The organism is Enterobacter chuandaensis (assembly GCF_039718975.1).
Lineage (GTDB): Bacteria > Pseudomonadota > Gammaproteobacteria > Enterobacterales > Enterobacteriaceae > Enterobacter > Enterobacter chuandaensis.
Window position 1 is genome coordinate 1926390 of sequence record NZ_CP097173.1, and the last position, 17886, is coordinate 1944275.

The 17886-nt window shown below is 51.6% G+C and carries 25 protein-coding genes; 23 read left to right on the forward strand and 2 right to left on the reverse strand.

From position 1 onward, the window contains the following. Positions 1-251: 251 nt before the first annotated feature. Genes MX657_RS09360 through MX657_RS09375 form a run of 4 tightly spaced genes read left to right on the forward strand, consistent with a single transcriptional unit; the run spans position 252 to position 1725 of the window. Positions 252-647, forward strand: coding sequence for a phage holin family protein (locus tag MX657_RS09360; protein WP_022648767.1), 396 nt, complete (start codon positions 252-254; stop codon positions 645-647). Continuing rightward, on the forward strand, positions 634-939 hold the full coding sequence (locus MX657_RS09365; RefSeq protein ID WP_317567111.1) for a phage holin family protein: 306 nt from the start codon (positions 634-636) through the stop codon (positions 937-939). Before MX657_RS09360 ends, MX657_RS09365 begins: the two co-directional genes overlap by 14 nt. Further along, positions 917-1459, forward strand: a complete 543-nt coding sequence (locus tag MX657_RS09370) for a glycoside hydrolase family 108 protein (protein ID WP_346808210.1) — start codon at positions 917-919, stop codon at positions 1457-1459. The genes MX657_RS09365 and MX657_RS09370 overlap by 23 nt, the downstream gene beginning before the upstream one ends. Continuing rightward, positions 1456-1725: a hypothetical protein gene (locus MX657_RS09375; RefSeq protein WP_346808212.1), complete on the forward strand. Its 270-nt coding sequence runs from the start codon at positions 1456-1458 to the stop codon at positions 1723-1725. The genes MX657_RS09370 and MX657_RS09375 overlap by 4 nt, the downstream gene beginning before the upstream one ends. 302 nt (positions 1726-2027) lie before the next feature. On the opposite strand, the gene MX657_RS09380 is transcribed toward MX657_RS09375, so the two are convergent. Next, complete coding sequence (locus tag MX657_RS09380; RefSeq protein WP_048209456.1) at positions 2028-2318, reverse strand: Bor family protein; 291 nt, start codon at positions 2316-2318, stop codon at positions 2028-2030. Positions 2319-2503: 185 nt separating this feature from the next. Here MX657_RS09380 and MX657_RS09385 point away from each other — a divergent pair, with 185 nt between their 5' ends. The 19 genes from MX657_RS09385 (at position 2504) to MX657_RS09470 (ending at position 17399) form a co-directional block, all read left to right on the forward strand. Then, a complete protein-coding gene (locus MX657_RS09385; protein WP_346808213.1) occupies positions 2504-3961 on the forward strand; it encodes a glycosyltransferase family 2 protein in 1458 nt (485 codons plus the stop codon). A 271-nt stretch (positions 3962-4232) separates the two neighbouring features. After that, positions 4233-4523 carry an HNH endonuclease gene (locus MX657_RS23675; protein ID WP_429844917.1) on the forward strand — a complete coding sequence of 97 codons (291 nt, stop codon included), beginning with the start codon at positions 4233-4235 and terminating at the stop codon, positions 4521-4523. Next, positions 4504-5094: a hypothetical protein gene (locus MX657_RS09390; protein WP_346808214.1), complete on the forward strand. Its 591-nt coding sequence runs from the start codon at positions 4504-4506 to the stop codon at positions 5092-5094. Before MX657_RS23675 ends, MX657_RS09390 begins: the two co-directional genes overlap by 20 nt. Then, complete coding sequence (locus MX657_RS09395; protein WP_214606555.1) at positions 5094-5444, forward strand: HNH endonuclease; 351 nt, start codon at positions 5094-5096, stop codon at positions 5442-5444. The genes MX657_RS09390 and MX657_RS09395 overlap by 1 nt, the downstream gene beginning before the upstream one ends. 157 nt (positions 5445-5601) lie before the next feature. Next, positions 5602-6099, forward strand: a complete 498-nt coding sequence (locus MX657_RS09400) for a phage terminase small subunit P27 family (RefSeq protein WP_080327451.1) — start codon at positions 5602-5604, stop codon at positions 6097-6099. Next, positions 6099-7835 carry a terminase large subunit gene (locus tag MX657_RS09405; protein WP_346808217.1) on the forward strand — a complete coding sequence of 579 codons (1737 nt, stop codon included), beginning with the start codon at positions 6099-6101 and terminating at the stop codon, positions 7833-7835. Before MX657_RS09400 ends, MX657_RS09405 begins: the two co-directional genes overlap by 1 nt. Continuing rightward, positions 7835-9139: a phage portal protein gene (locus MX657_RS09410; protein WP_080327449.1), complete on the forward strand. Its 1305-nt coding sequence runs from the start codon at positions 7835-7837 to the stop codon at positions 9137-9139. Before MX657_RS09405 ends, MX657_RS09410 begins: the two co-directional genes overlap by 1 nt. 13 nt (positions 9140-9152) lie before the next feature. Next, a complete protein-coding gene (locus tag MX657_RS09415) occupies positions 9153-10001 on the forward strand; it encodes a head maturation protease, ClpP-related (RefSeq protein WP_346808219.1) in 849 nt (282 codons plus the stop codon). Between the two features lie 9 nt (positions 10002-10010). After that, entirely contained in the window at positions 10011-11222 is a 1212-nt protein-coding gene (locus tag MX657_RS09420; RefSeq protein ID WP_346808220.1) for a phage major capsid protein, read from the forward strand. A 42-nt stretch (positions 11223-11264) separates the two neighbouring features. Further along, entirely contained in the window at positions 11265-11591 is a 327-nt protein-coding gene (locus tag MX657_RS09425) for a head-tail connector protein (RefSeq protein ID WP_346808222.1), read from the forward strand. A 63-nt stretch (positions 11592-11654) separates the two neighbouring features. After that, positions 11655-11867 carry a hypothetical protein gene (locus MX657_RS09430; RefSeq protein ID WP_126349039.1) on the forward strand — a complete coding sequence of 71 codons (213 nt, stop codon included), beginning with the start codon at positions 11655-11657 and terminating at the stop codon, positions 11865-11867. 1 nt (position 11868) lies between these two features. Beyond that, positions 11869-12201, forward strand: coding sequence for a phage head closure protein (locus MX657_RS09435; RefSeq protein ID WP_126851018.1), 333 nt, complete (start codon positions 11869-11871; stop codon positions 12199-12201). Next, the gene (locus MX657_RS09440) at positions 12194-12733 is read left to right on the forward strand and encodes an HK97-gp10 family putative phage morphogenesis protein (RefSeq protein ID WP_346808541.1); all 540 of its coding nucleotides are present in this window, start codon (positions 12194-12196) and stop codon (positions 12731-12733) included. Before MX657_RS09435 ends, MX657_RS09440 begins: the two co-directional genes overlap by 8 nt. Beyond that, positions 12730-13095, forward strand: a complete 366-nt coding sequence (locus MX657_RS09445; protein WP_346808225.1) for a DUF3168 domain-containing protein — start codon at positions 12730-12732, stop codon at positions 13093-13095. Before MX657_RS09440 ends, MX657_RS09445 begins: the two co-directional genes overlap by 4 nt. 55 nt (positions 13096-13150) lie before the next feature. Beyond that, positions 13151-13642: a phage tail tube protein gene (locus MX657_RS09450; protein ID WP_346808227.1), complete on the forward strand. Its 492-nt coding sequence runs from the start codon at positions 13151-13153 to the stop codon at positions 13640-13642. Between the two features lie 53 nt (positions 13643-13695). Continuing rightward, positions 13696-14076 (forward strand): phage tail assembly chaperone family protein, TAC, encoded by a 381-nt coding sequence (locus tag MX657_RS09455; RefSeq protein ID WP_346808229.1) that lies wholly within the window; start codon positions 13696-13698, stop codon positions 14074-14076. A gap of 110 nt (positions 14077-14186) precedes the next feature. Continuing rightward, the gene (locus MX657_RS09460; protein ID WP_346808231.1) at positions 14187-14363 is read left to right on the forward strand and encodes a phage tail assembly protein T; all 177 of its coding nucleotides are present in this window, start codon (positions 14187-14189) and stop codon (positions 14361-14363) included. A gap of 53 nt (positions 14364-14416) precedes the next feature. Next, positions 14417-14875 carry a hypothetical protein gene (locus MX657_RS09465; protein WP_346808233.1) on the forward strand — a complete coding sequence of 153 codons (459 nt, stop codon included), beginning with the start codon at positions 14417-14419 and terminating at the stop codon, positions 14873-14875. 43 nt (positions 14876-14918) lie between these two features. Next, positions 14919-17399, forward strand: coding sequence for a phage tail tape measure protein (locus tag MX657_RS09470; RefSeq protein WP_346808235.1), 2481 nt, complete (start codon positions 14919-14921; stop codon positions 17397-17399). A 109-nt stretch (positions 17400-17508) separates the two neighbouring features. Here the strand turns inward: MX657_RS09470 and MX657_RS09475 are convergent, their stop codons facing one another. Next, positions 17509-17766 carry a hypothetical protein gene (locus MX657_RS09475; protein ID WP_050482969.1) on the reverse strand — a complete coding sequence of 86 codons (258 nt, stop codon included), beginning with the start codon at positions 17764-17766 and terminating at the stop codon, positions 17509-17511. Between the last annotated feature and the right edge of the window lie 120 nt (positions 17767-17886).

Consider the following 17886-nt stretch of genomic DNA (forward strand, 5'->3'; position numbering starts at 1 on the left):
AACGCACAGTGTGGATAACTTGTGTGCAAAGTGGCGTTGATTTTACTCATTCGCTTCAAAAAAACCATTGTTTTCCTCACGCGGTCCGCATTTTATGTATTACTGTGTTAAGAGTGGATTCTACGCCACGGACTTAAAACGATTCCTAAACCTCGACTCGCCGGGGTTTTGTCATTTTTAGAGGCTGCCTATGGCGGCCTTTTTTGTTTCCCCTCGTTCTGAGAGGACTCACGGCAATAAGAGGGGGCTAAATGTCCGATCCTGTTTCTGGCACTACGGTAGCGGCTGGTGGGCTGATGGGGGCCAGCATGTTCGGCCTGGCAACCGGCATAGATTACGGTGTGGTGTTTGGCGCATTCGCTGGTGCGGTGTTCTACGTCGCTACGGCGGTTAATATCAGTCGCCTTAAGCTGGTGGGCTACTTCATCACCTCATTCATCTTCGGCGTTATCGGCGCTCCACTGCTTGGCTCTTACTTCTCCAAATGGACGGGGTATAGCGACAGGCCACTTGATGCGCTGGGCGCGGTAATCGTAGCCGCTATTGCTATTAAGCTGCTGACGTTCGTCAATAGTCAGGATTTGGGTAGCCTGTTTGGAATTCTCTCGCGTTTACGTGGTGGAGGGGCCAGCAATGGTAACAAGTGATCCGAGTGCGATGGCAAACGCAATTATCTCTGCTGTGATCGTTATTGCACTGATGTTCTACCAGCGCGGCGGGGCGAGACATCGCCCTCTGATATCGCTGATGGCTTATTTCACGGTGCTGGTATACGCCAGCGTCCCTTTCCGTTACCTGTTCGGCCTGTACCATGAATCGCACTGGTTCGTGGTGCTGGTGAACGTCCTGATATGCGCCGCCGTTCTTTGGGCTCGGGGAAACGTTGCGCGCCTGGTTGATGTGCTGAGGCATTCGTATGACCAAAGACGAAATTTTTAATGCCATCCTCGGTAAAGAGGGCGGTTACGTTAATCATCCTGACGATAAGGGCGGTCCAACTAACTGGGGGATCACACAAGCGGTAGCTCGCGCCCACGGATTCACCGGGGATATGCGGAACCTGACCAGCCAACAGGCGCTGGATATCCTGACGGCTGACTACTGGACAGGGCCACGCTTTGATCTTGTTTCTGAGGTGTCTCCAGCCATTGCCGCCGAACTGTGCGATACCGGCGTTAACATGGGCCCATCGGTTCAGACCAAATGGTTTCAGCGCTGGCTTAACGTGTTCAACATTCAAGGCACGCTCTATCCCGATCTGATTGCAGATGGGTTTATCGGTCCGCGCACTATCAGCGCGTTAAAAAGCTATCTTTCCCGGCGAGGAAAAGAGGGTGAGCTGGTTATGCTTCGGGCCCTGAATTGTAGCCAGGGTCAGCGTTATCTCGAGCTGGCAGAACAGCGCAGCGCGAACGAGACGTTTGTTTATGGCTGGGTAAAGGAGCGGGTGGTTATATGACGCTTGAGTTGATTACCGGATTCGTTATCGCGGTGTTTGCTGCTATTGCCGCCGCGTTTGGCCTGGGTCATTCACGCGGAACCAGCAAAGCGGAAGCGAAATCAGAACTGCAGCGCACCGAAGATAATGCAGCGGCCACGGTCGCAGCAGCAGATCGCCGGGTAGAGACAACGAAAGAGGCCAGCAATGTACAGCAAACTGTTAACCATATGCCTGGCGACGATGTTGATCGCGAGCTGCGGGACAACTGGACCCGTAAGGGTTGAGGTAGTGGACACGGCATGCGACTGGGTTAAACCCATCTATGGTACGGATCACGACTGGGATGTACTGGACAGACAGACAAAGAAAGACATCCTGACGCACAACAAAGCGTGGCAGGCGAACTGCAATAAGTTGGCTCGTCCTTGAGCTCACGGGTACTTCTGAACGACGGCTTTACCTGACATAGCAAAGCACCATTAAATTGTAGAAAAGACTCGATATTTAACAAGCGAAGGGCAGCATAGTAAAAAAATGCCCTCGCATGGAGGGCTACCAGAGTCTCAGTTTCACTTGCACTGAAATATTACTTCGCGCAATAGACACGTGCTTCACGAGGAGTATAGATGCCGAAGGTGACAAATCCCAGCAGTCCGTTTACAAAAGTCTGCTGAACTTCAGTACGAACAACTTTATCTGCACCACCGCAAACCTGAGCTGCATCAATTTGCTTGGATTGACCAATCCCGCTAACGAAGAAATGATGTGTCGTGACTTGCTGTGGGGCAGTCACTGGCGCTTTGTTTACTGAGAATGATTGCTGGGCACAGCCAGAAACAGCGCCGGCAATCAGGGCTACCATAATTAACTTTTTCATAAATGACCTTATTGTTTGTTTAATTCGCAAAAATAATGACACGTATCATTAACCAATACATATCAGACCAGTGGGGTTAATTTTGTTCTATCTATTGATTGATTAACTATCAGCATCATCCATCGTTGGCGTCAGCTCATCCATTATTGCGAATGAGATGATTAATAAACTCCCAGAGGAAAATTATGCAGGTCACTATTGATGGTGTCCCGTTTGTGCCTGCCTGCGCAATTTCATCGCGGATTGGCATTGCAATAACGACACACCAGCGCGCTGAAGTTCTGAAGCGAGCGCTCGAACAGCACATGAAGCACCTGCCAGCCGGTGCGCTGGTGGTGGTTATCGATGACGGTTCAAAGCCTGCAGCGGTAGTGCCCGACGGCGTGCAGCTGCTTCGCAATGAAACATCACTCGGCATTGTTGCTTCGAAGAACGCCAGCCTGTCTGCCCTGATGGATGCCGGGTGCGAGCATCTTTTTCTTTGGGATGACGATGCCTGGCCCATTGCCGATAACTGGCACCTGCCATATATCGAATCTCCAGAGCCGCACCTGGCTTATCAGTTTCTCGATCTGGCAGGTCCGCGAAAGATTAACGATATGACCGTTTTGTACCGGGATGATAAGCATATTGCTTACACCGGGCAGCGCGGTGTGATGCTGTACTACCACCGCAGTGCCATCGAGAAGGTTGGCGGATTCGATCCGGTATACGGTCGAGGCATGTACGAACATCCTGACTTGGCCCTTCGGATTCACAATGCTGGTTTAACGTCTTGGGCGTTTGCTGATGTGGTTGGCTCTGAAAAGCTGATTCACTCAATGGACGAGTACGAAGAAGGCGCGCGCAGCATACCGAGACCAGAACGTGAAGCGCTCGATAAAAAGAACGCCGTGATTTACGGGCAGCGCCGGGATTCAGGATATACAGGCCATGCCGAATATCGATCTCAGCGCGACGTGGTAATCACAACGTTGCTTACCAGCCAGCCAGACCCGCAGCGCGGTACGAAAATGGCGGCCGCACCTGACATGCTGGCTAAATGGGCCTCATCACTTCGGAATTGTGGTCGTATCGCGCTGGTGGATGAACTGCAGACGGCGCCGGCAGACGTCGAGTTGTATCGCGTTCCTGATGTAAAGATGAATGTCTACTTTCGGCGTTGGCTGCATATCTGGCAGCACCTGCGCGATCACCCTGAATACCGGTTCGTCTGGTGTACCGATGGTACCGATGTCGAAATGCTCCGCGCACCGTGGGAAGAAATGCAGCCCGGTACTGTTTACGTCGGTTCTGAACCGAAGACCTACGCCGACACCTGGGCAAAGCAGAATCATCCTGAGCGCATCTATCAAGAGTTCATTGAAGAGCATCGCAACGATGTGATGCTTAACGCTGGGCTGCTGGGTGGTACCCGCGCTGATGTAATGGCGTTTGCTCACGGCATCATCCGTCTTTACTACCGGATCGAGAGTTATCGTTTCTGGAAGAAAGAACAGGCTGGCGCTGCGGTGGGCGATATGATCGCTTTCGGCATTGTTGCTAAATCGTTTGGCGATCGAATTGTCACCGGCCCGCGCATCCACACAGTGTTTAAGACTGATGGGCTGGGGAAAGAAGTTGCTTTCTGGCGCCATAAGTAACCTCTACTGAATTTCTTTATTCCTTTTCGTGGAAGGGTTTTCTATGCCTAAAAAAAGACCCATTGAGGAAAGATTCTGGGAAAAGGTTGATAAGCGTGGTGACGATGAGTGCTGGATTTGGCTCGGCGCAACCATTCAACCAGGTGGCGGAAGACATATCAAACCTCAGATATACGGGAAAATAGCGGGGCCGAGAACGCCAGAAGGTCGTGTTTTTTGGTCTTCTCATCGGCTTTCATGGTTTCTGAAGCATGGTGATATTCCGCCTGGCATGCTCGTGGACCATAAGTGTCATAACACTCTATGCGTCAATCCCTCCCACCTCAGACTCGTAACTCCAAAGCAAAATAGCGAAAACCGAGAGGGACCCTCTATCACACGGAATTCATCTGGGAAGCGCGGGGTTAGATGGAATCCTCAGGTTGGCAAATGGCATGCGTACTACAGCCACAACAGAAAGGCGCACTGCGTAGGCTTCTTCGATGATCTTGAGGAGGCTGCTGAAGCCGCACGACGAGCCCGTAATAAGGTGTTTACCCATAATGATGCTGACAGATATTAAGTTCTGCGTTGTTGGCCATGTCTCTCGCATAGGTCATGCGCAACGACTTGCCGCGATGCTGGATGCTCATTTGCTTATTGATGAAGGTAACCGCGGCGCAAACTGGAATCATCGCCGCGCGCTGCAATGGGCTGCTGAGCAATCCAGCAGGGTAGTGGTGCTGGAGGACGACGCCCTGCCAGTCCGTGGATTTATGGATCAGGTTGCTGTCTGGCTGGCGAGGTTCCCGTGTCACATGCTGAGTTTTTATCTCGGTACCGGGCGGCCGCCACAGTATCAGATGCAGATTGCTGAGCGGCTAATAGTGGCTGATAAGACTCGCGCTGATTACATCACGCTGTCGAGACTCATTCACGGCGTTTGCTACAGCGTCCCGCCTGAGCATGTGCAGCGCGTGCTATCCCGCTGGGATAACAGCAAGCCCGCCGATTACGCTGTGGGTGATGCATGGGGTGGCTCAGTGATCTATCCGTGTTGCTCGCTGGTGGACCATGCTGACGGCGAACCGGTTGAGCATCACCCTGACTCAGCGCCACGCACAGAACGCCGCCGGGCGTGGAGGTTAGCCTGATGCCTGCGTTAATACCGAGGGCATGCCGCAAGCGTGGCTGTCCTGGCACAACCACAGACCGCTCAGGCTATTGTCCCAAGCACCTTAACGAAGGCTGGCAGCAGCATCAGCGAGGACAGAGTAGACATCAGCGAGGTTATGGCAGCAAGTGGGACAGGCTGCGCCAAATAGTTCTCGACAGAGATAAACACCTTTGTCAGGAATGCCTGCGAAATGGAAGGTATACACCCGCTGAGACGGTGGACCACATCACCGCCAAAGCAAATGGTGGGACCGATGACCTTTCCAACCTTGAAAGCCTCTGCAAGCCTTGCCACAGGGCGAAGACAGCGGTAGAAAGACTCAAATGACATTAATTCTCATTTGAATCGACCGAGGGGGAGGGCGGGTTGAAAGTTCAGGAACGACGCGCCAAAGGACCGCCGCCTAACCTCTTTTCACATCGCCGCAGGTTAGAAAACTTTTTTATGGGGTCCCCCACTCGATGATTAATAGGAGTTTTCGATTATGTCTGGACCACCGAAAACCCCGACCCATCTACGTTTGGTGAGGGGTAACCCATCAAAACGCCCGATTAATGAAAACGAACCAAAGCCAACTCCAGGGGTACCCCCAACGCCGAAGCATTTCGACAAGCAGGGGAAATACTGGTTCAGGCGTATGGCTGAAGAGCTCGATGCGCTTGGCGTCATGTCGCAGCTGGACGCGAGAGCACTTGAGCTTCTGGTTGAGGTTTACACCGAGTACCGGCATCACTGCGATACGCTGGAGAGAGAAGGCTACACCTACGCCGTTTATAGCGACGAAGAGCCAGACGAAGGCAAAGAGCGAGAGATTCGCATGATCAAGGCTCACCCGGCCGCCATTATGAAAGCTGATGCCTGGAAACGTCTGCGCGCCATGCTCGGTGAGTTCGGCATGACGCCAGCCAGCCGCTCTAAAGTGAATGCAAAAGGTCCTGATGCGGTTGATCCGCTGGCCGAGTTTATGAAAGCGAGGGATTAATGGCTAAGGTTGCAGAAGGCATCCGCTACGCCGAGAGGGTGGTGGCGGGGGAAATTATTGCCTGTGAGTATGTGCGCCTTTCCTGTCAGCGTTTTCTTGACGATCTGGCACACGGCGAAGAGCGCGGTATTTTCTTCAGTGAGCCGCGCGCGCAGCACATTCTGAATTTCTATAATTTTGTGCCTCACGTAAAAGGCGCTCTGGCAGGCCAGCCTATCGAGCTGATGGACTGGCATGTTTTCATCCTGATTAATATTTTTGGTTTTGTTATCCCGCTGGTTAACGAAGAGACGGGGGAAACCGTTCTGCGTAAGGACGGCAGCGGTCGGCCGGTGATGGTTCGGCGTTTCCGTACAGCAGATGTTGAGGTGGCTCGTAAAAATGCCAAATCAACGCTTTGCTCCGGCGTAGGGCTGTATATGGCTGGTGCCGACGGCGAGGGCGGGGCGGAGGTTTATTCCGCTGCTACAACCCGTGACCAGGCGAGAATTGTTTTTGAAGACGCGAAAAATATGGTCAAGAAGGCGAAAGCCACTCTTGGGCGGATCTTCGAATTCAACAAGCTCGCTATCTACCAGGAGCAAACGGCCTCCAAATTCGAGCCTTTATCATCAGATGCGAACAACCTCGACGGCCTGAACATTCATTGCGCCATCGTCGACGAGCTGCATGCTCATAAAACCCGTGACGTCTGGGACGTTCTTGAGACGGCCACCGGCGCGCGCCTGCAATCTCTGCTTTTCGGTATCACCACCGCCGGATTCAACAAAGAAGGCATCTGTTACGAACTACGCGATTACGCAATCAAGGTCCTGCGCGGCCTGGTTAAAGACGATACGTTTTTTGCCATCATCTACACCTTAGATGAAGGTGACGATCCCTTTGATGAAAAAGTCTGGCAGAAGGCGAATCCGGGGCTGGGTATCTGTAAGCGCTGGGATGACCTGCGACGCCTGGCTAAAAAGGCGAAAGAGCAGGTTTCGGCCAGAATTAACTTTTTCACCAAGCACATGAATATCTGGGTTACCGCTGAGTCAGCCTGGATGGACATGATGAAATGGGAGAAATGCGAGTTTATCGCTCCGCAGCACGAACTTAAAACATACCCATCCTGGGTGGGCGTTGACCTGTCAAACAAAATTGATATCTGTGCGGCCGCGAAAGTCTGGCGCGCGCCAGATGGCCACGTTCATGCGGATTTTAAATTCTGGCTACCGGAAGGACGCCTTGAGAAATGTTCACGCCAGATGGCAGAGCTCTATCGTAAGTGGTCCGGGATGGACAAGCTGATCCTTACCGACGGGGATGTAATCGACCATGCTCAGATTAAGGAAGAGCTGCAGGTGTGGGTTGCTGGCGAGAGTCTGAAAGAAATTGGCTTCGACCCGTGGAGTGCGACGCAGTTCAGCCTTGCGCTGGCAGAAGAAGGGCTGCCGCTGGTGGAAGTTCCGCAGACGGTTCGCAATTTCTCTGAGGCGATGAAAGAGGTCGAAGCACTGGTATACGGTGGCCGCTTCCATCACAGCGATCACCCGGTAATGAACTGGATGATGTCCAACGTAACCGTCAAACCTGACCGGAACGAGAACATTTTCCCGAACAAGTCCACACCAGAGGCCAAGATTGATGGCCCGGCGGCATTGTTCACAGCAATGAGCCGCGTTCTGGTAAACGGTGGTAACGACCAGCAGGATCTCTCCGGATTCTTCAATAATCCCATCATGGTAGGTTTCTGATGAAAAAAAACAAACAGCCAGGCAGGGTGAAAAGCGCTCTGCTTAACTGGCTTGGTGTGCCTATCAGCCTGACTACCGGCACGTTCTGGGAGGAATGGTTTGGCACCAGCAGCAGCGGAAAGGTGGTCACGGCCGATAAAGCCATCCAGCTATCGGCTGTGTGGGCATGCGTAAGACTGTTAAGCGAGTCTATTTCAACCCTGCCGCTGAAAATATACGTTCGACAGCCTGACGGTTCGCGTAAAGCGGCAACTGATCATCCTGCCTATTCGATACTGTGCCGCCGACCCAATTCAGAAATGACACCATCACGCTTTATGTTGATGGTTGTCGCCAGTATTTGCCTGCGCGGGAACGCCTTCATTGAGAAGAAATTCATCGCAAACCGCCTGGTTTCGCTGGTGCCTTTGCTGCCGCAGAACATGGTGGTTAAACGTCTCTCTACCGGGGCGCTGGAATACAAATACACTGAAAACGGAAACGAGCGCGTCATTCCGGTCAAAAACATCATGCACATTCGCGGGTTCGGTCTGGACGGCGTTTGCGGCATGATGCCGATGAAGACTGGCCGGGATGTGATCGGTTCTGCAATGGCTGTAGAAGAGTCTGCGGCAAAAATATTCGAGCAAGGATTACAAAGTTCTGGCTTCCTGACAGCGGAACAAGCATTAAGCGATGAGCAGAGGGAAAGGCTCCGGGAGTACATGGCAAAGTTCACCGGCTCAAAGAATGCCGGAAAAATAATGGTGCTGGAGGGAGGTCTAAAGTACCAGGGCGTTACCATGAATCCCGAAGACGCCCAGATGCTGGAAAGCCGATCTTTCAGTATTGAGGAAATCTGCCGCTGGTTTCGCGTGCCTCCTTTCATGGTTGGCCACACCACGAAACAAAGCAGCTGGGCATCCAGCCTTGAGGGCATGAACCTGCAGTTCCTGACTCATACTCTTAGACCGCTGCTGGTGAATATTGAGCAAGAAATTGGCCGGTGCTTACTCGACAGCGATGACGAAGTGTTTGCAGAGTTCTCCGTTGAAGGACTGTTGCGCGCTGACAGCGCAGGGCGTGCTGCTTACTATACCAGCGCGCTTCAGAATGGCTGGATGTCCCGTAATGACGTTCGTCGCCTTGAGAACATGCCGCCAATTGAAGGGGGCGATATTTACACCGTTCAGCTCAACCTGACGCAACTGAAAAATCTCGAAAGCAGCAACACTGCTGTTCAGGCACTGGCCCTACGAGAGCTGCATGACCACGTATTCCCCGATATTTCCTTTGAACAATCTCCGCTGAAACAGGCCGCTTAGGAGCACTTTCCTGATGAGCAAAAAACAACTTCCGGTAGCACCGGCGGGTCGCCCCTGCGCGCGCGTTACCTGTGAAACACTACCGTCCGCACTGGACCGCTGGGACGGCGGGATCAAAGCGGCTGCCACCGACGATAACAGCATTTCTGTTTTTGATGTTATCGGGCAGGACTACTGGGGCGAAGGGGTAACAGCTAAACGTATTGCCGGTGCGCTTAGGGCGATGAACGGCACCGACGTCACGGTGAATATCAACTCACCTGGCGGGGACATGTTCGAAGGTCTGGCTATTTATAACCTGCTCCGCGAATACGAAGGCCGCGTAACGGTGAAGGTGCTGGGCATTGCCGCAAGCGCCGCCTCGATAATTGCGATGGCCGGGGATGATATTCAGATTGGCCGCGGTGCCTTCCTGATGATCCACAACTGCTGGGTCTACGCGATGGGAAACCGCCATGATTTTGCAGAACTGGCACAGTCACTGGAACCCTTCGATACCGCTATGGCTGACATCTACGCGGCGCGCTCCGGCCTTGATATGGCCGCTGTGCAGAAGCTGATGGACGCGGAAAGCTATATCGGTGGCAGTGATGCTGTGGCGAAGGGACTGGCAGACAGCTTGCTTTCTGCAGATGCGGTCAGCGACGGCGACGAATCGCCTGCAGCCGCGCTTCGCAAACTTGATGCATTGCTGGCCAAGACCAACACCCCGCGCTCTGAGCGCAGAAAACTCATTAAAGCCTTATCCGGTGGCATGCCTGGCGCTGTCACCACCAACGACGGTACGCCGGGCGCTGCCGAAGACATCAAACCTGAAACCATCAATTCACTTGAAAGCGCCCTGGCGGCGTTAGTCAAATAAGGACCCTTTATGTCTGAAGTAAACGATATTCTGAAAAAAGTCACGGCCAGCATTGAAGAAGCAACCGGCAAGTTCAACGCGAAAGCAGAAGAAGCCGTCAAAGAAGCGCAGAAGTCTGGCAAGCTGTCAGAAGAAACAAAGGCAGCCGTCGATAAAATGGCTTCTGAGTTCAACGCCCTGCGTGAGGCAGAAAAAACGCTGAAGGCAGCGATGGGCGAACTGGAGCAACATGTTGCCCAGATGCCGCTGGCAAACGCGAAGCATGTTGTGGAATCAATCGGCCAGCAGGTGATCTCTGCTGAGGCGCTGAAAACCTTTGCGTCCAGCGTGGAAGGCGGTAAACGCATCAGCATCCCGGTTAAGGCCGCCCTGACTTCGGTGGATGTGCCTGATGGTGTTGTGGAGCCACAGCGCCTGCCGGGTATTGATACGGCACCGAAACAGCGCCTGTTCATTCGCGATCTGATTGCTCCAGGACGTACATCCTCCTCAGCTATTTTCTGGGTGCAGCAGACAGGCTTTACCAATAACGCGAAAGTGGTTCCTGAAAATACGAAGAAACCATACAGCGAAATTGAGTTCACGCCGAAAATCACTGGCGTCAGCACTATCGCCCACCTGTTCAAAGCCTCAAAGCAGATCCTGGATGACTTCGCACAGTTGCAGTCCACTGTTGATGCCGAAATGCGCTACGGGCTGAAGTATGCAGAAGAGCAGGAAATTCTCTTCGGTGATGGTACCGGCGTTCATCTGCATGGCATCGTTCCTCAGGCATCCGCTTTTAATCCTGCGTTCACTGTCGAACAGCAGAGCGGGATTGATGATCTGCGTCTGGCAATGTTGCAGGCACAGTTGGCACGCTTCCCGGCGTCTGGTCATGTTCTTCACTTCATTGACTGGGCGCGGATCGAGCTGACCAAAGACAGCCTGGGCCGTTACATCTTGGCTAATCCGGCGGCACTGACTGGCCCGACTCTGTGGGGTCTGCCGGTTGTTGCAACGGAAGCGGCAGCCTTCCAGGGTAAATTCCTGACCGGTGCATTTAACGCTGGCGCGCAAATCTTCGACCGCGAAGATGCGAACGTGGTTATCTCCACGGAGAACGCCGACGACTTCGAGAAAAACATGATCACCATCCGTTGCGAAGAACGTCTGGCGCTGGCTGTGAAACGCCCTGAGGCGTTCGTGTACGGTTCATTCAGCACCGGCGCGGGGAGCTGATAAATATTGCGGCCTTTGGGCCGCTTTTTTTGGGGCAAACAAATGCTTGATCAGAATGTGGTGAAACAGCATTGCCGCATTGATACCGACTTTACGGGTGATGATGCTCTGCTGGAGATTTACACAGGTGCGGCGGCGCGTTACGTCCAGACATGGACAAGGCGAACGCTCTATGAAAATCAAAGCTCCCCTGGCTACGCAGACGACCCGGACCCGATTCTACTGAATGATGATGTTAAGGCGGCAATGCTACTGCTGATTGGTCACTGGTATGCCAACAGAGAATCAGTTGCCGTCGGTCAGACTGTTGCAGAGGTCCCGTTAGCAGTCGAAGCCTTGCTGCAGCCATACCGAATTTACGGGGTGTAAATATGGCTTGCTCAGGGTGCGCGGAACGGCGCGAGTGGATAAAAAAATGGGCGAAAATTGCTTATGAACGAGCAACAGGTAAACGAGCTGATAACAGCGCTACGCGAACAGACAGAAGCACAGAGGACGCAGACGGACGCGATAAACCGGCTGGCTGAGTCCAATATGGCGTTATGTGATGTCATTATCCAGTCACTGGCTGAAGATGATGGGGTTGAAATTACGTCACTGAACGATTTGAAACCTCAGTATCTAAGCCAAAAAGTCAGGGGGTAGAATGCAGGCCGGGAAATTACGTCACCAGGTAACAATCCAGGAGCCGGTGATGGTTCAGAATCCAGAGACTGGAGCTGTAAATAAAACCTGGCGGGATGTGGCTACCGTATGGGCTGAAGTCTCCCCGTTGTCGGCTCGCGAGTTTATTGCAGCCCAGGCATCGCAGGGGGAAATCACCACCCGTATCACAATTCGCTTTCGACCGGGAATTACCAGGATGAATCGCATCCTGTTTCGCGGTGGGATATATAACATCGAGGGCGTGCTTCCTGATCCGAAAAGTGGCCGCGAATATCTCACGCTTCCCTGCTCAGAAGGGGTAAATGATGGCTGATGGTGTTGAAGTAAGTCTTACCGGGCTTGATTCCCTGCTTGGGAAAATGGAGGCAGTCTCAGACGTCACCCGTAACAAAGCGGGACGATTTGCGCTTCGTAAAGCCGCGAACCTAATCAGGGACCGTGCCCGGAGTAATGCTGCCCGAGTTGATGACCCCCTGACCAAAGAGGCCATCTATAAAAATATCGTTGCCAGCTTTGGCAGTCGTGAATTCCGGAGAACGGGTAACCTGACTTTCCGCGTTGGCGTTATGGGCGGTGCGCGACAGTATGCCCAGACAAAAGCCAACGTCAGAAAGGGGCGAGCCGGTGGAACCTACAAAACAGCAGGCGACAAAGGGAATCCCGGCGGAGACACCTGGTACTGGCGAATGCTTGAATTCGGAACAGAGCATGCAGCAGCTCGACCTATCATCCGTCCCGCGATGAACGGTATTGATGGACCTGTCATTAACGTTTTTGCTGAAGAAATGGAAAAAGCTATCGATCGGGCTGTCAGGCAGGCCGCGAAGAAGGGGACCAAAGCATGATAGCGCCTGTTTTTAAAGTTTGTGCAGCCAGCCAGGAGGTTCGCTCCCTGCTGGGAGAATCTCCCGTAAGGCTGTACCCCTTCGGCATGCATTTTGATGAAGTTGTCTATCCCTATGTGGTCTGGCAGAACATTGACGGTGATCCTCAAAATTACCTGAAGCAGCGACCCGATATAGACCGCTTTACTGTTCAGGTTGACGTTTACGCTGACACAGATACTGAAGTCATCACGGTTGCGCGGGCGCTTCGCGATGCGATCGAAGGAAGCGCAATAATAACCAGATGGGGTACACAGGAGTTGGAACCCAGTACCATGAAGTACCGTTATTCCTTCGACGTCGACTGGCACGTCAAACGATAAAACAACCTTCCATAACACACCGGCGCAGCCGGTTTTTTTATACCCGGAGATAACCATGTCAGTAGTGACTCAAGGCACACAGTTGTATGTGCTCGCGAATGGTGTCGTGAGCGAAATTGAATGCATCACTGCATTTTCACCAGGTGGAAGCCCGGCAGATCAGATTGATGACACCTGCCTGAGTGAACGTAACACCCGAAAATATAAAAAGGGATTGCGAACACCGGGGCAGGCAACGGCCACGCTTAACGCAGATCCAGCTAACGCCAGCCACCTGATGCTCAGCAATATGGCAGAGTCAAACGACCAGAGCGACGTAACGTTTGCTATCGGCTGGTCAGATGGCGAATCAGAGCCGACAGCGGGAACTGATCCGGGTGCTGTAGATGGCCTGGTGCTTCCTCCCGATCGAACCTGGTACGTATTCAAGGGATACGTTTCAGATTTCCCGTTCGACTTTCAGGGAAACACGGTCGTGCAGACTTCTGCCACCATCCAGCGTTCCGGGCAGGGAACATGGATTCCGAAAGCGCAGTCCGGCAGCTGATTACTGGCGGGGGCGATCCCCCGCGTATCAACAAACATTATCGGGAAAGATAAATGAAACTAACACTCGACACCCTGAAAGAAACGGGAGCGTTTACCGGCCGCCCGGTGGAAAAAGAAATCACCTGGAAATCACAGGATGGTAAGGAACATACAGCGACAACGTATATCCGTCCTCTTGGTTATCACACTGCCACATCAGATGTGCTTGCTGGTCTGGGCCGTATTGATGGGGTTGCTGGGCGTATCGCAGCGTCAATTTGCGATGAGCATGGCCAACAGGTGTTTACGGTTGCCGATGTTACCGGCGAGGCCGATCCAGACCGTGGCGCGCTGGATGGTGGCCTGACGGTGGCGCTGCTGGTGGCTATTCAGGAAGTTAACGATCTGGGAAAGACGGACTCAGCGCAGAAGACGAAATCTGGTGCGAACTAGTCCTTAACGGGATAGGTGGCCGCACTATCGCTGAGGCAAAAGAACGCCTCAGCTTTCGCGAGTTCCAGCAGTGGGTACAGTACCGGCAGAAGTACGGCAATCTGAACCCAATGATGCGAACAGAGTGGGGTGCGGCACTGGTTTCTTCTGTGCTGGCAAACGTAAACCGTTCCAAAAACACCCCTGCCTTCAGCATTGCTGATTTCGCGCCTCACATTGCCGCTGAGGAACGGGAAGCTGCAAACGAGCCGATCAAACTTGAAGAGGCGATGCGCACCTGGGGGTGATACATTAATTTCTCATGTTAAACTGTAACTTGAACTTCAAAGGGGATGTAAACATGAGAAACTTAGGATGGTTGTTATCGTTAGGTGGTGTTGCGTTAGGCGTCTTTGCATTACTCATGGATGTAAGCGTTCCTGTCGGAGATGGTTCACGCGTCAACAACATAGGCCTGATGGCTGAGCGGCAGAATTACTTAATTGTTGCAGCAGTTTTGTTTATTGGTGGAATATTGCTTGCAAATAAAACAAAGAAAAATATGCCTAGAAATAATTACAAGGCCTATGACCTATCAACCATAAACAAAGATGATTTCATCAAGGGTGACGGTAGTGTTAATTTAGAGGAAGTCCGCAATTTTTCAATCTTCCTACTTGAAAAACACTCTGGTAAATCGGTATCAGAAATTACTTTCATGAATATTCCTCTTATTGAGCGTATTGCAGGGGAAATGCCTGCCCCTCTTGGGAAAAGCTTCAAGAGCGAGCTTGAGCGAAGTCTAAAAGCAAACATATGAAAATCAGCCCGCTATGCGGGCTTTTTTATTTCTGGAGTTAATTATGGCTGGGAAATCACTCGGGACTCTTACACTCGATCTTGTTGCCAAGGTGGGCGGTTTTGTTTCTGGCATGGATAAAGCAGAAAGAGCCTCTCAGCAGTGGGCTAAACAAGTTCAGAAGGATGCCGCTGAAACTACCAAAGCTTTTGCCTCCATTGGTTCAGCAACAGTTGCTTTAGCTGGCGCTGTTGGTGTTGCTGGTTTTCAGCTTCTAAAATCTACCTCGAAACAAATAGCAGAGACAGACCGTTGGGCTAAATCACTAAATATTTCCACTCAAGAGTTATTATCATGGCAGTTCGCTGCTGAAAAGGCCGGTGTGTCCGGCGAACAAATGGCCGATATCTTCAAAGATATTGGTGACAAAATCGGCGATGCGGTCCTGAATAAGTCAGGCGAGGCCGTTGATGCCCTGAATGCTCTTGGATTATCCGCTGAAAAATTATCCAAAGTAAGTCCAGACAAACAACTTCTGGCGATTGGTGAGTCGCTTGGTAAAATCAGCACAAACGCTGAAAAAACGACAATACTTGAAAGCCTTGGTAATGACCTTTCGAAACTTCTTCCTCTGTTTGATAATAACAATGAGAAGCTTAAGCAGTTTTTAAGTCTAGCTAAAGATTTCGGAATTGCCCCAGACCCTGCATCAATAGACGATCTCGTTAAAGTGAATCAGATATTCGAGGATATTGAAGCACAGGTTCGAGGGTTAAAATTAGAAATTTCAGCAGGACTCGCCAAAGTAGACTTATCTCCTCTCACAGACTCACTTGATGAATTAAGGAAAGTTTTAACAGATCCTAAGGTTCTTCAGGGTATCACTAACTTAGTGTCTGAGGTGGCAGAGCTTTCCGGATGGTTGGTAAAATCAGCTGCTGCGGCTGGACAATTAGCAGCAAGCACAGGTAACAGAATAGCCGCCATCGGTGGTAATATTGACCGAAAAAATCTTGATCAGGTAAAAGAACGAATTGACTGGCTTCAAAAAAACATTGATGCAGGCAACTTTCCTGAAACTGAAAGTATTATTGGTAGTGTGCTCGATTCAAATATTACTCTGGCCAATGCAAAAAAAGAGTTAGAAGATCTAATAAAATTAAAGGGTCAATTAGTTGCTGGTAGTCCAGCAAAACTGCCAATACAACCTGCAACAGTAAGTGGGGGTTACGCGCTTGATAAAGACGAAACAAACGGGAAGACAAAGCCTGATTCAACCCTTAAAAAGCTTGAGTCTTCGTTTAAATCTATGGAGACAAGTTATCTTCGTCAAATTGCTCTGATCGACACCACCGGAAAGAAAAGCGTAGAAGTTACAGAACAACAAAAACTTCAGTTTGATATTGCGGACGGCAAGCTGGCTGGACTTAATGAAACTCAGAAGACTCGTCTGGAGCAGCTCGCGACTGAGGTTGATCGCCTCAATTCAGTTAAAAAGGCCAATGAGGAAAATATCAGGCTCGCCGAATATGTTGCGAACCTTCAGCGCGAAAATGCTAACGCTGCAAGCTCCCTTGATGCGGATGTTATCGGCGCCGGGTTAGGGGATAAAGCACGCGAACGAATGCGTGAGCAACTCGATATTGAGCGTGAATTTAACGAGAAGCGTGAAGACCTGCAACGCAGATTCCAGAGTGGAGACATTAAGACCTCTACCGAATATGACCGCTATAACCAGGAGCTCGATAAGGCACTTGCGGTACGGCTAGAAAAATATCGTTCTCATTATGAGGATCTGGATAGAATTCAGGGCGACTGGCTCGCTGGCGCACAAGACGGGCTGGCAAACTGGATTGACACTTCCAGCGATTATTACAGTCAGGTATCTGGTCTTGTGGGCAACACCCTGGATGGGCTGGTTGACAACATGGCGGATGCACTCAACGGGAATAAAGCGGACTGGGCGGACTGGGCCAACAGTGTGCTGAGCGAACTCCAAAAGGTTCTGCTTAGAGCCATCCTGGTGAACAGCCTCAAGTCTGCCGGTGATAGTGGGCTTCTCGGCTCGCTTGGCGGGATGTTTGGAGGCGCGTCTTCTGGTGGCAGTACGCCATCTGGTGCCTACGATTCAGCCGCTTCTGGTTTAACCCTGAACGCAAAAGGCGGGGTTTATGATTCCCCTGATCTGAGCAAATTCCGCAATGGAATTGTGAACAGCCCTACGATGTTCGCCTTCGCTAAAGGTGCTGGTTTGATGGGTGAAGCTGGGCCAGAGGCGATCATGCCGCTAACCAGAACCGCAGACGGCTCTCTAGGCGTGCGAATGGTAGATGATACTGTCTCCTCCGTTAGCGCGGGAGGGAATAGCATTCAGCAGACCATTCAGCAGCACTTCACCATTTCCGGTAATGGCGACGCCGCGCTTAAACAGGCAATGCAGGAAGCTGCCGCAAAGGGAACCCGCGATGGTGCGAAGCTGGCCAGACAGGAAATGCTTAGTGATTTCCAGACCAACGGGCAGGCCAGGAGGATGCTTGGCGTCTAATGGTACTTATTGTGTTATTAATGAGCCGAAAGGCAGGAGATAGATATGAAAGAAAAAAAGGCCACCCAAAGAGCAGCCTTTGATGCCCCAATGTTGCTCAGTGTGCAGGTTAAGAAATCTTCACTTTGTTTACCAGTGTGGAAACGATTTCTTTTTCTTTGGCGATAATTGCAGGGCTTATGTCCGGCGCATTGAAATTGGCATCCCTTATAAGTTCTAAAACACCTTCTTTCTTCAGCCCTCCTGCGCCAATAATTGCCGAGACAATATACATCGTTAATTCGGAACGTACCTGTAGATGTTTTGCGATACCTTCCAGTTGTTGAATTCTGGATTCAAAATTTTCAATTCGTTGTTCGTTTGACATTTAGGTCCCTTAGACAGAGGTAATCAGCCATCCCTCTTCATTGAGTGCGCCAGCGTCCCACCGCTGACGGGCTGAGCCTCAACCATAGCCAGGTATGTAAATCAATAACATCCTGATAAA

Coding starts and splice junctions, on each gene's coding strand:
- MX657_RS09400 (WP_080327451.1), top strand. CDS start 5,602: ATGTCTGGACCACCGAAAACCCCGACCCATCTACGTTTGGTGAGGGGT.
- MX657_RS09390 (WP_346808214.1), top strand. CDS start 4,504: ATGATGCTGACAGATATTAAGTTCTGCGTTGTTGGCCATGTCTCTCGC.
- MX657_RS09370 (WP_346808210.1), top strand. CDS start 917: ATGACCAAAGACGAAATTTTTAATGCCATCCTCGGTAAAGAGGGCGGT.
- MX657_RS09385 (WP_346808213.1), top strand. CDS start 2,504: ATGCAGGTCACTATTGATGGTGTCCCGTTTGTGCCTGCCTGCGCAATT.
- MX657_RS09465 (WP_346808233.1), top strand. CDS start 14,417: ATGAGAAACTTAGGATGGTTGTTATCGTTAGGTGGTGTTGCGTTAGGC.
- MX657_RS09415 (WP_346808219.1), top strand. CDS start 9,153: ATGAGCAAAAAACAACTTCCGGTAGCACCGGCGGGTCGCCCCTGCGCG.
- MX657_RS23675 (WP_429844917.1), top strand. CDS start 4,233: ATGCTCGTGGACCATAAGTGTCATAACACTCTATGCGTCAATCCCTCC.
- MX657_RS09435 (WP_126851018.1), top strand. CDS start 11,869: ATGCAGGCCGGGAAATTACGTCACCAGGTAACAATCCAGGAGCCGGTG.
- MX657_RS09395 (WP_214606555.1), top strand. CDS start 5,094: ATGCCTGCGTTAATACCGAGGGCATGCCGCAAGCGTGGCTGTCCTGGC.
- MX657_RS09460 (WP_346808231.1), top strand. CDS start 14,187: ATGATGCGAACAGAGTGGGGTGCGGCACTGGTTTCTTCTGTGCTGGCA.
- MX657_RS09410 (WP_080327449.1), top strand. CDS start 7,835: ATGAAAAAAAACAAACAGCCAGGCAGGGTGAAAAGCGCTCTGCTTAAC.
- MX657_RS09445 (WP_346808225.1), top strand. CDS start 12,730: ATGATAGCGCCTGTTTTTAAAGTTTGTGCAGCCAGCCAGGAGGTTCGC.
- MX657_RS09375 (WP_346808212.1), top strand. CDS start 1,456: ATGACGCTTGAGTTGATTACCGGATTCGTTATCGCGGTGTTTGCTGCT.
- MX657_RS09405 (WP_346808217.1), top strand. CDS start 6,099: ATGGCTAAGGTTGCAGAAGGCATCCGCTACGCCGAGAGGGTGGTGGCG.
- MX657_RS09360 (WP_022648767.1), top strand. CDS start 252: ATGTCCGATCCTGTTTCTGGCACTACGGTAGCGGCTGGTGGGCTGATG.
- MX657_RS09365 (WP_317567111.1), top strand. CDS start 634: ATGGTAACAAGTGATCCGAGTGCGATGGCAAACGCAATTATCTCTGCT.
- MX657_RS09450 (WP_346808227.1), top strand. CDS start 13,151: ATGTCAGTAGTGACTCAAGGCACACAGTTGTATGTGCTCGCGAATGGT.
- MX657_RS09420 (WP_346808220.1), top strand. CDS start 10,011: ATGTCTGAAGTAAACGATATTCTGAAAAAAGTCACGGCCAGCATTGAA.
- MX657_RS09425 (WP_346808222.1), top strand. CDS start 11,265: ATGCTTGATCAGAATGTGGTGAAACAGCATTGCCGCATTGATACCGAC.
- MX657_RS09475 (WP_050482969.1), bottom strand. CDS start 17,766: ATGTCAAACGAACAACGAATTGAAAATTTTGAATCCAGAATTCAACAA.
- MX657_RS09470 (WP_346808235.1), top strand. CDS start 14,919: ATGGCTGGGAAATCACTCGGGACTCTTACACTCGATCTTGTTGCCAAG.
- MX657_RS09440 (WP_346808541.1), top strand. CDS start 12,194: ATGGCTGATGGTGTTGAAGTAAGTCTTACCGGGCTTGATTCCCTGCTT.
- MX657_RS09380 (WP_048209456.1), bottom strand. CDS start 2,318: ATGAAAAAGTTAATTATGGTAGCCCTGATTGCCGGCGCTGTTTCTGGC.
- MX657_RS09455 (WP_346808229.1), top strand. CDS start 13,696: ATGAAACTAACACTCGACACCCTGAAAGAAACGGGAGCGTTTACCGGC.
- MX657_RS09430 (WP_126349039.1), top strand. CDS start 11,655: ATGAACGAGCAACAGGTAAACGAGCTGATAACAGCGCTACGCGAACAG.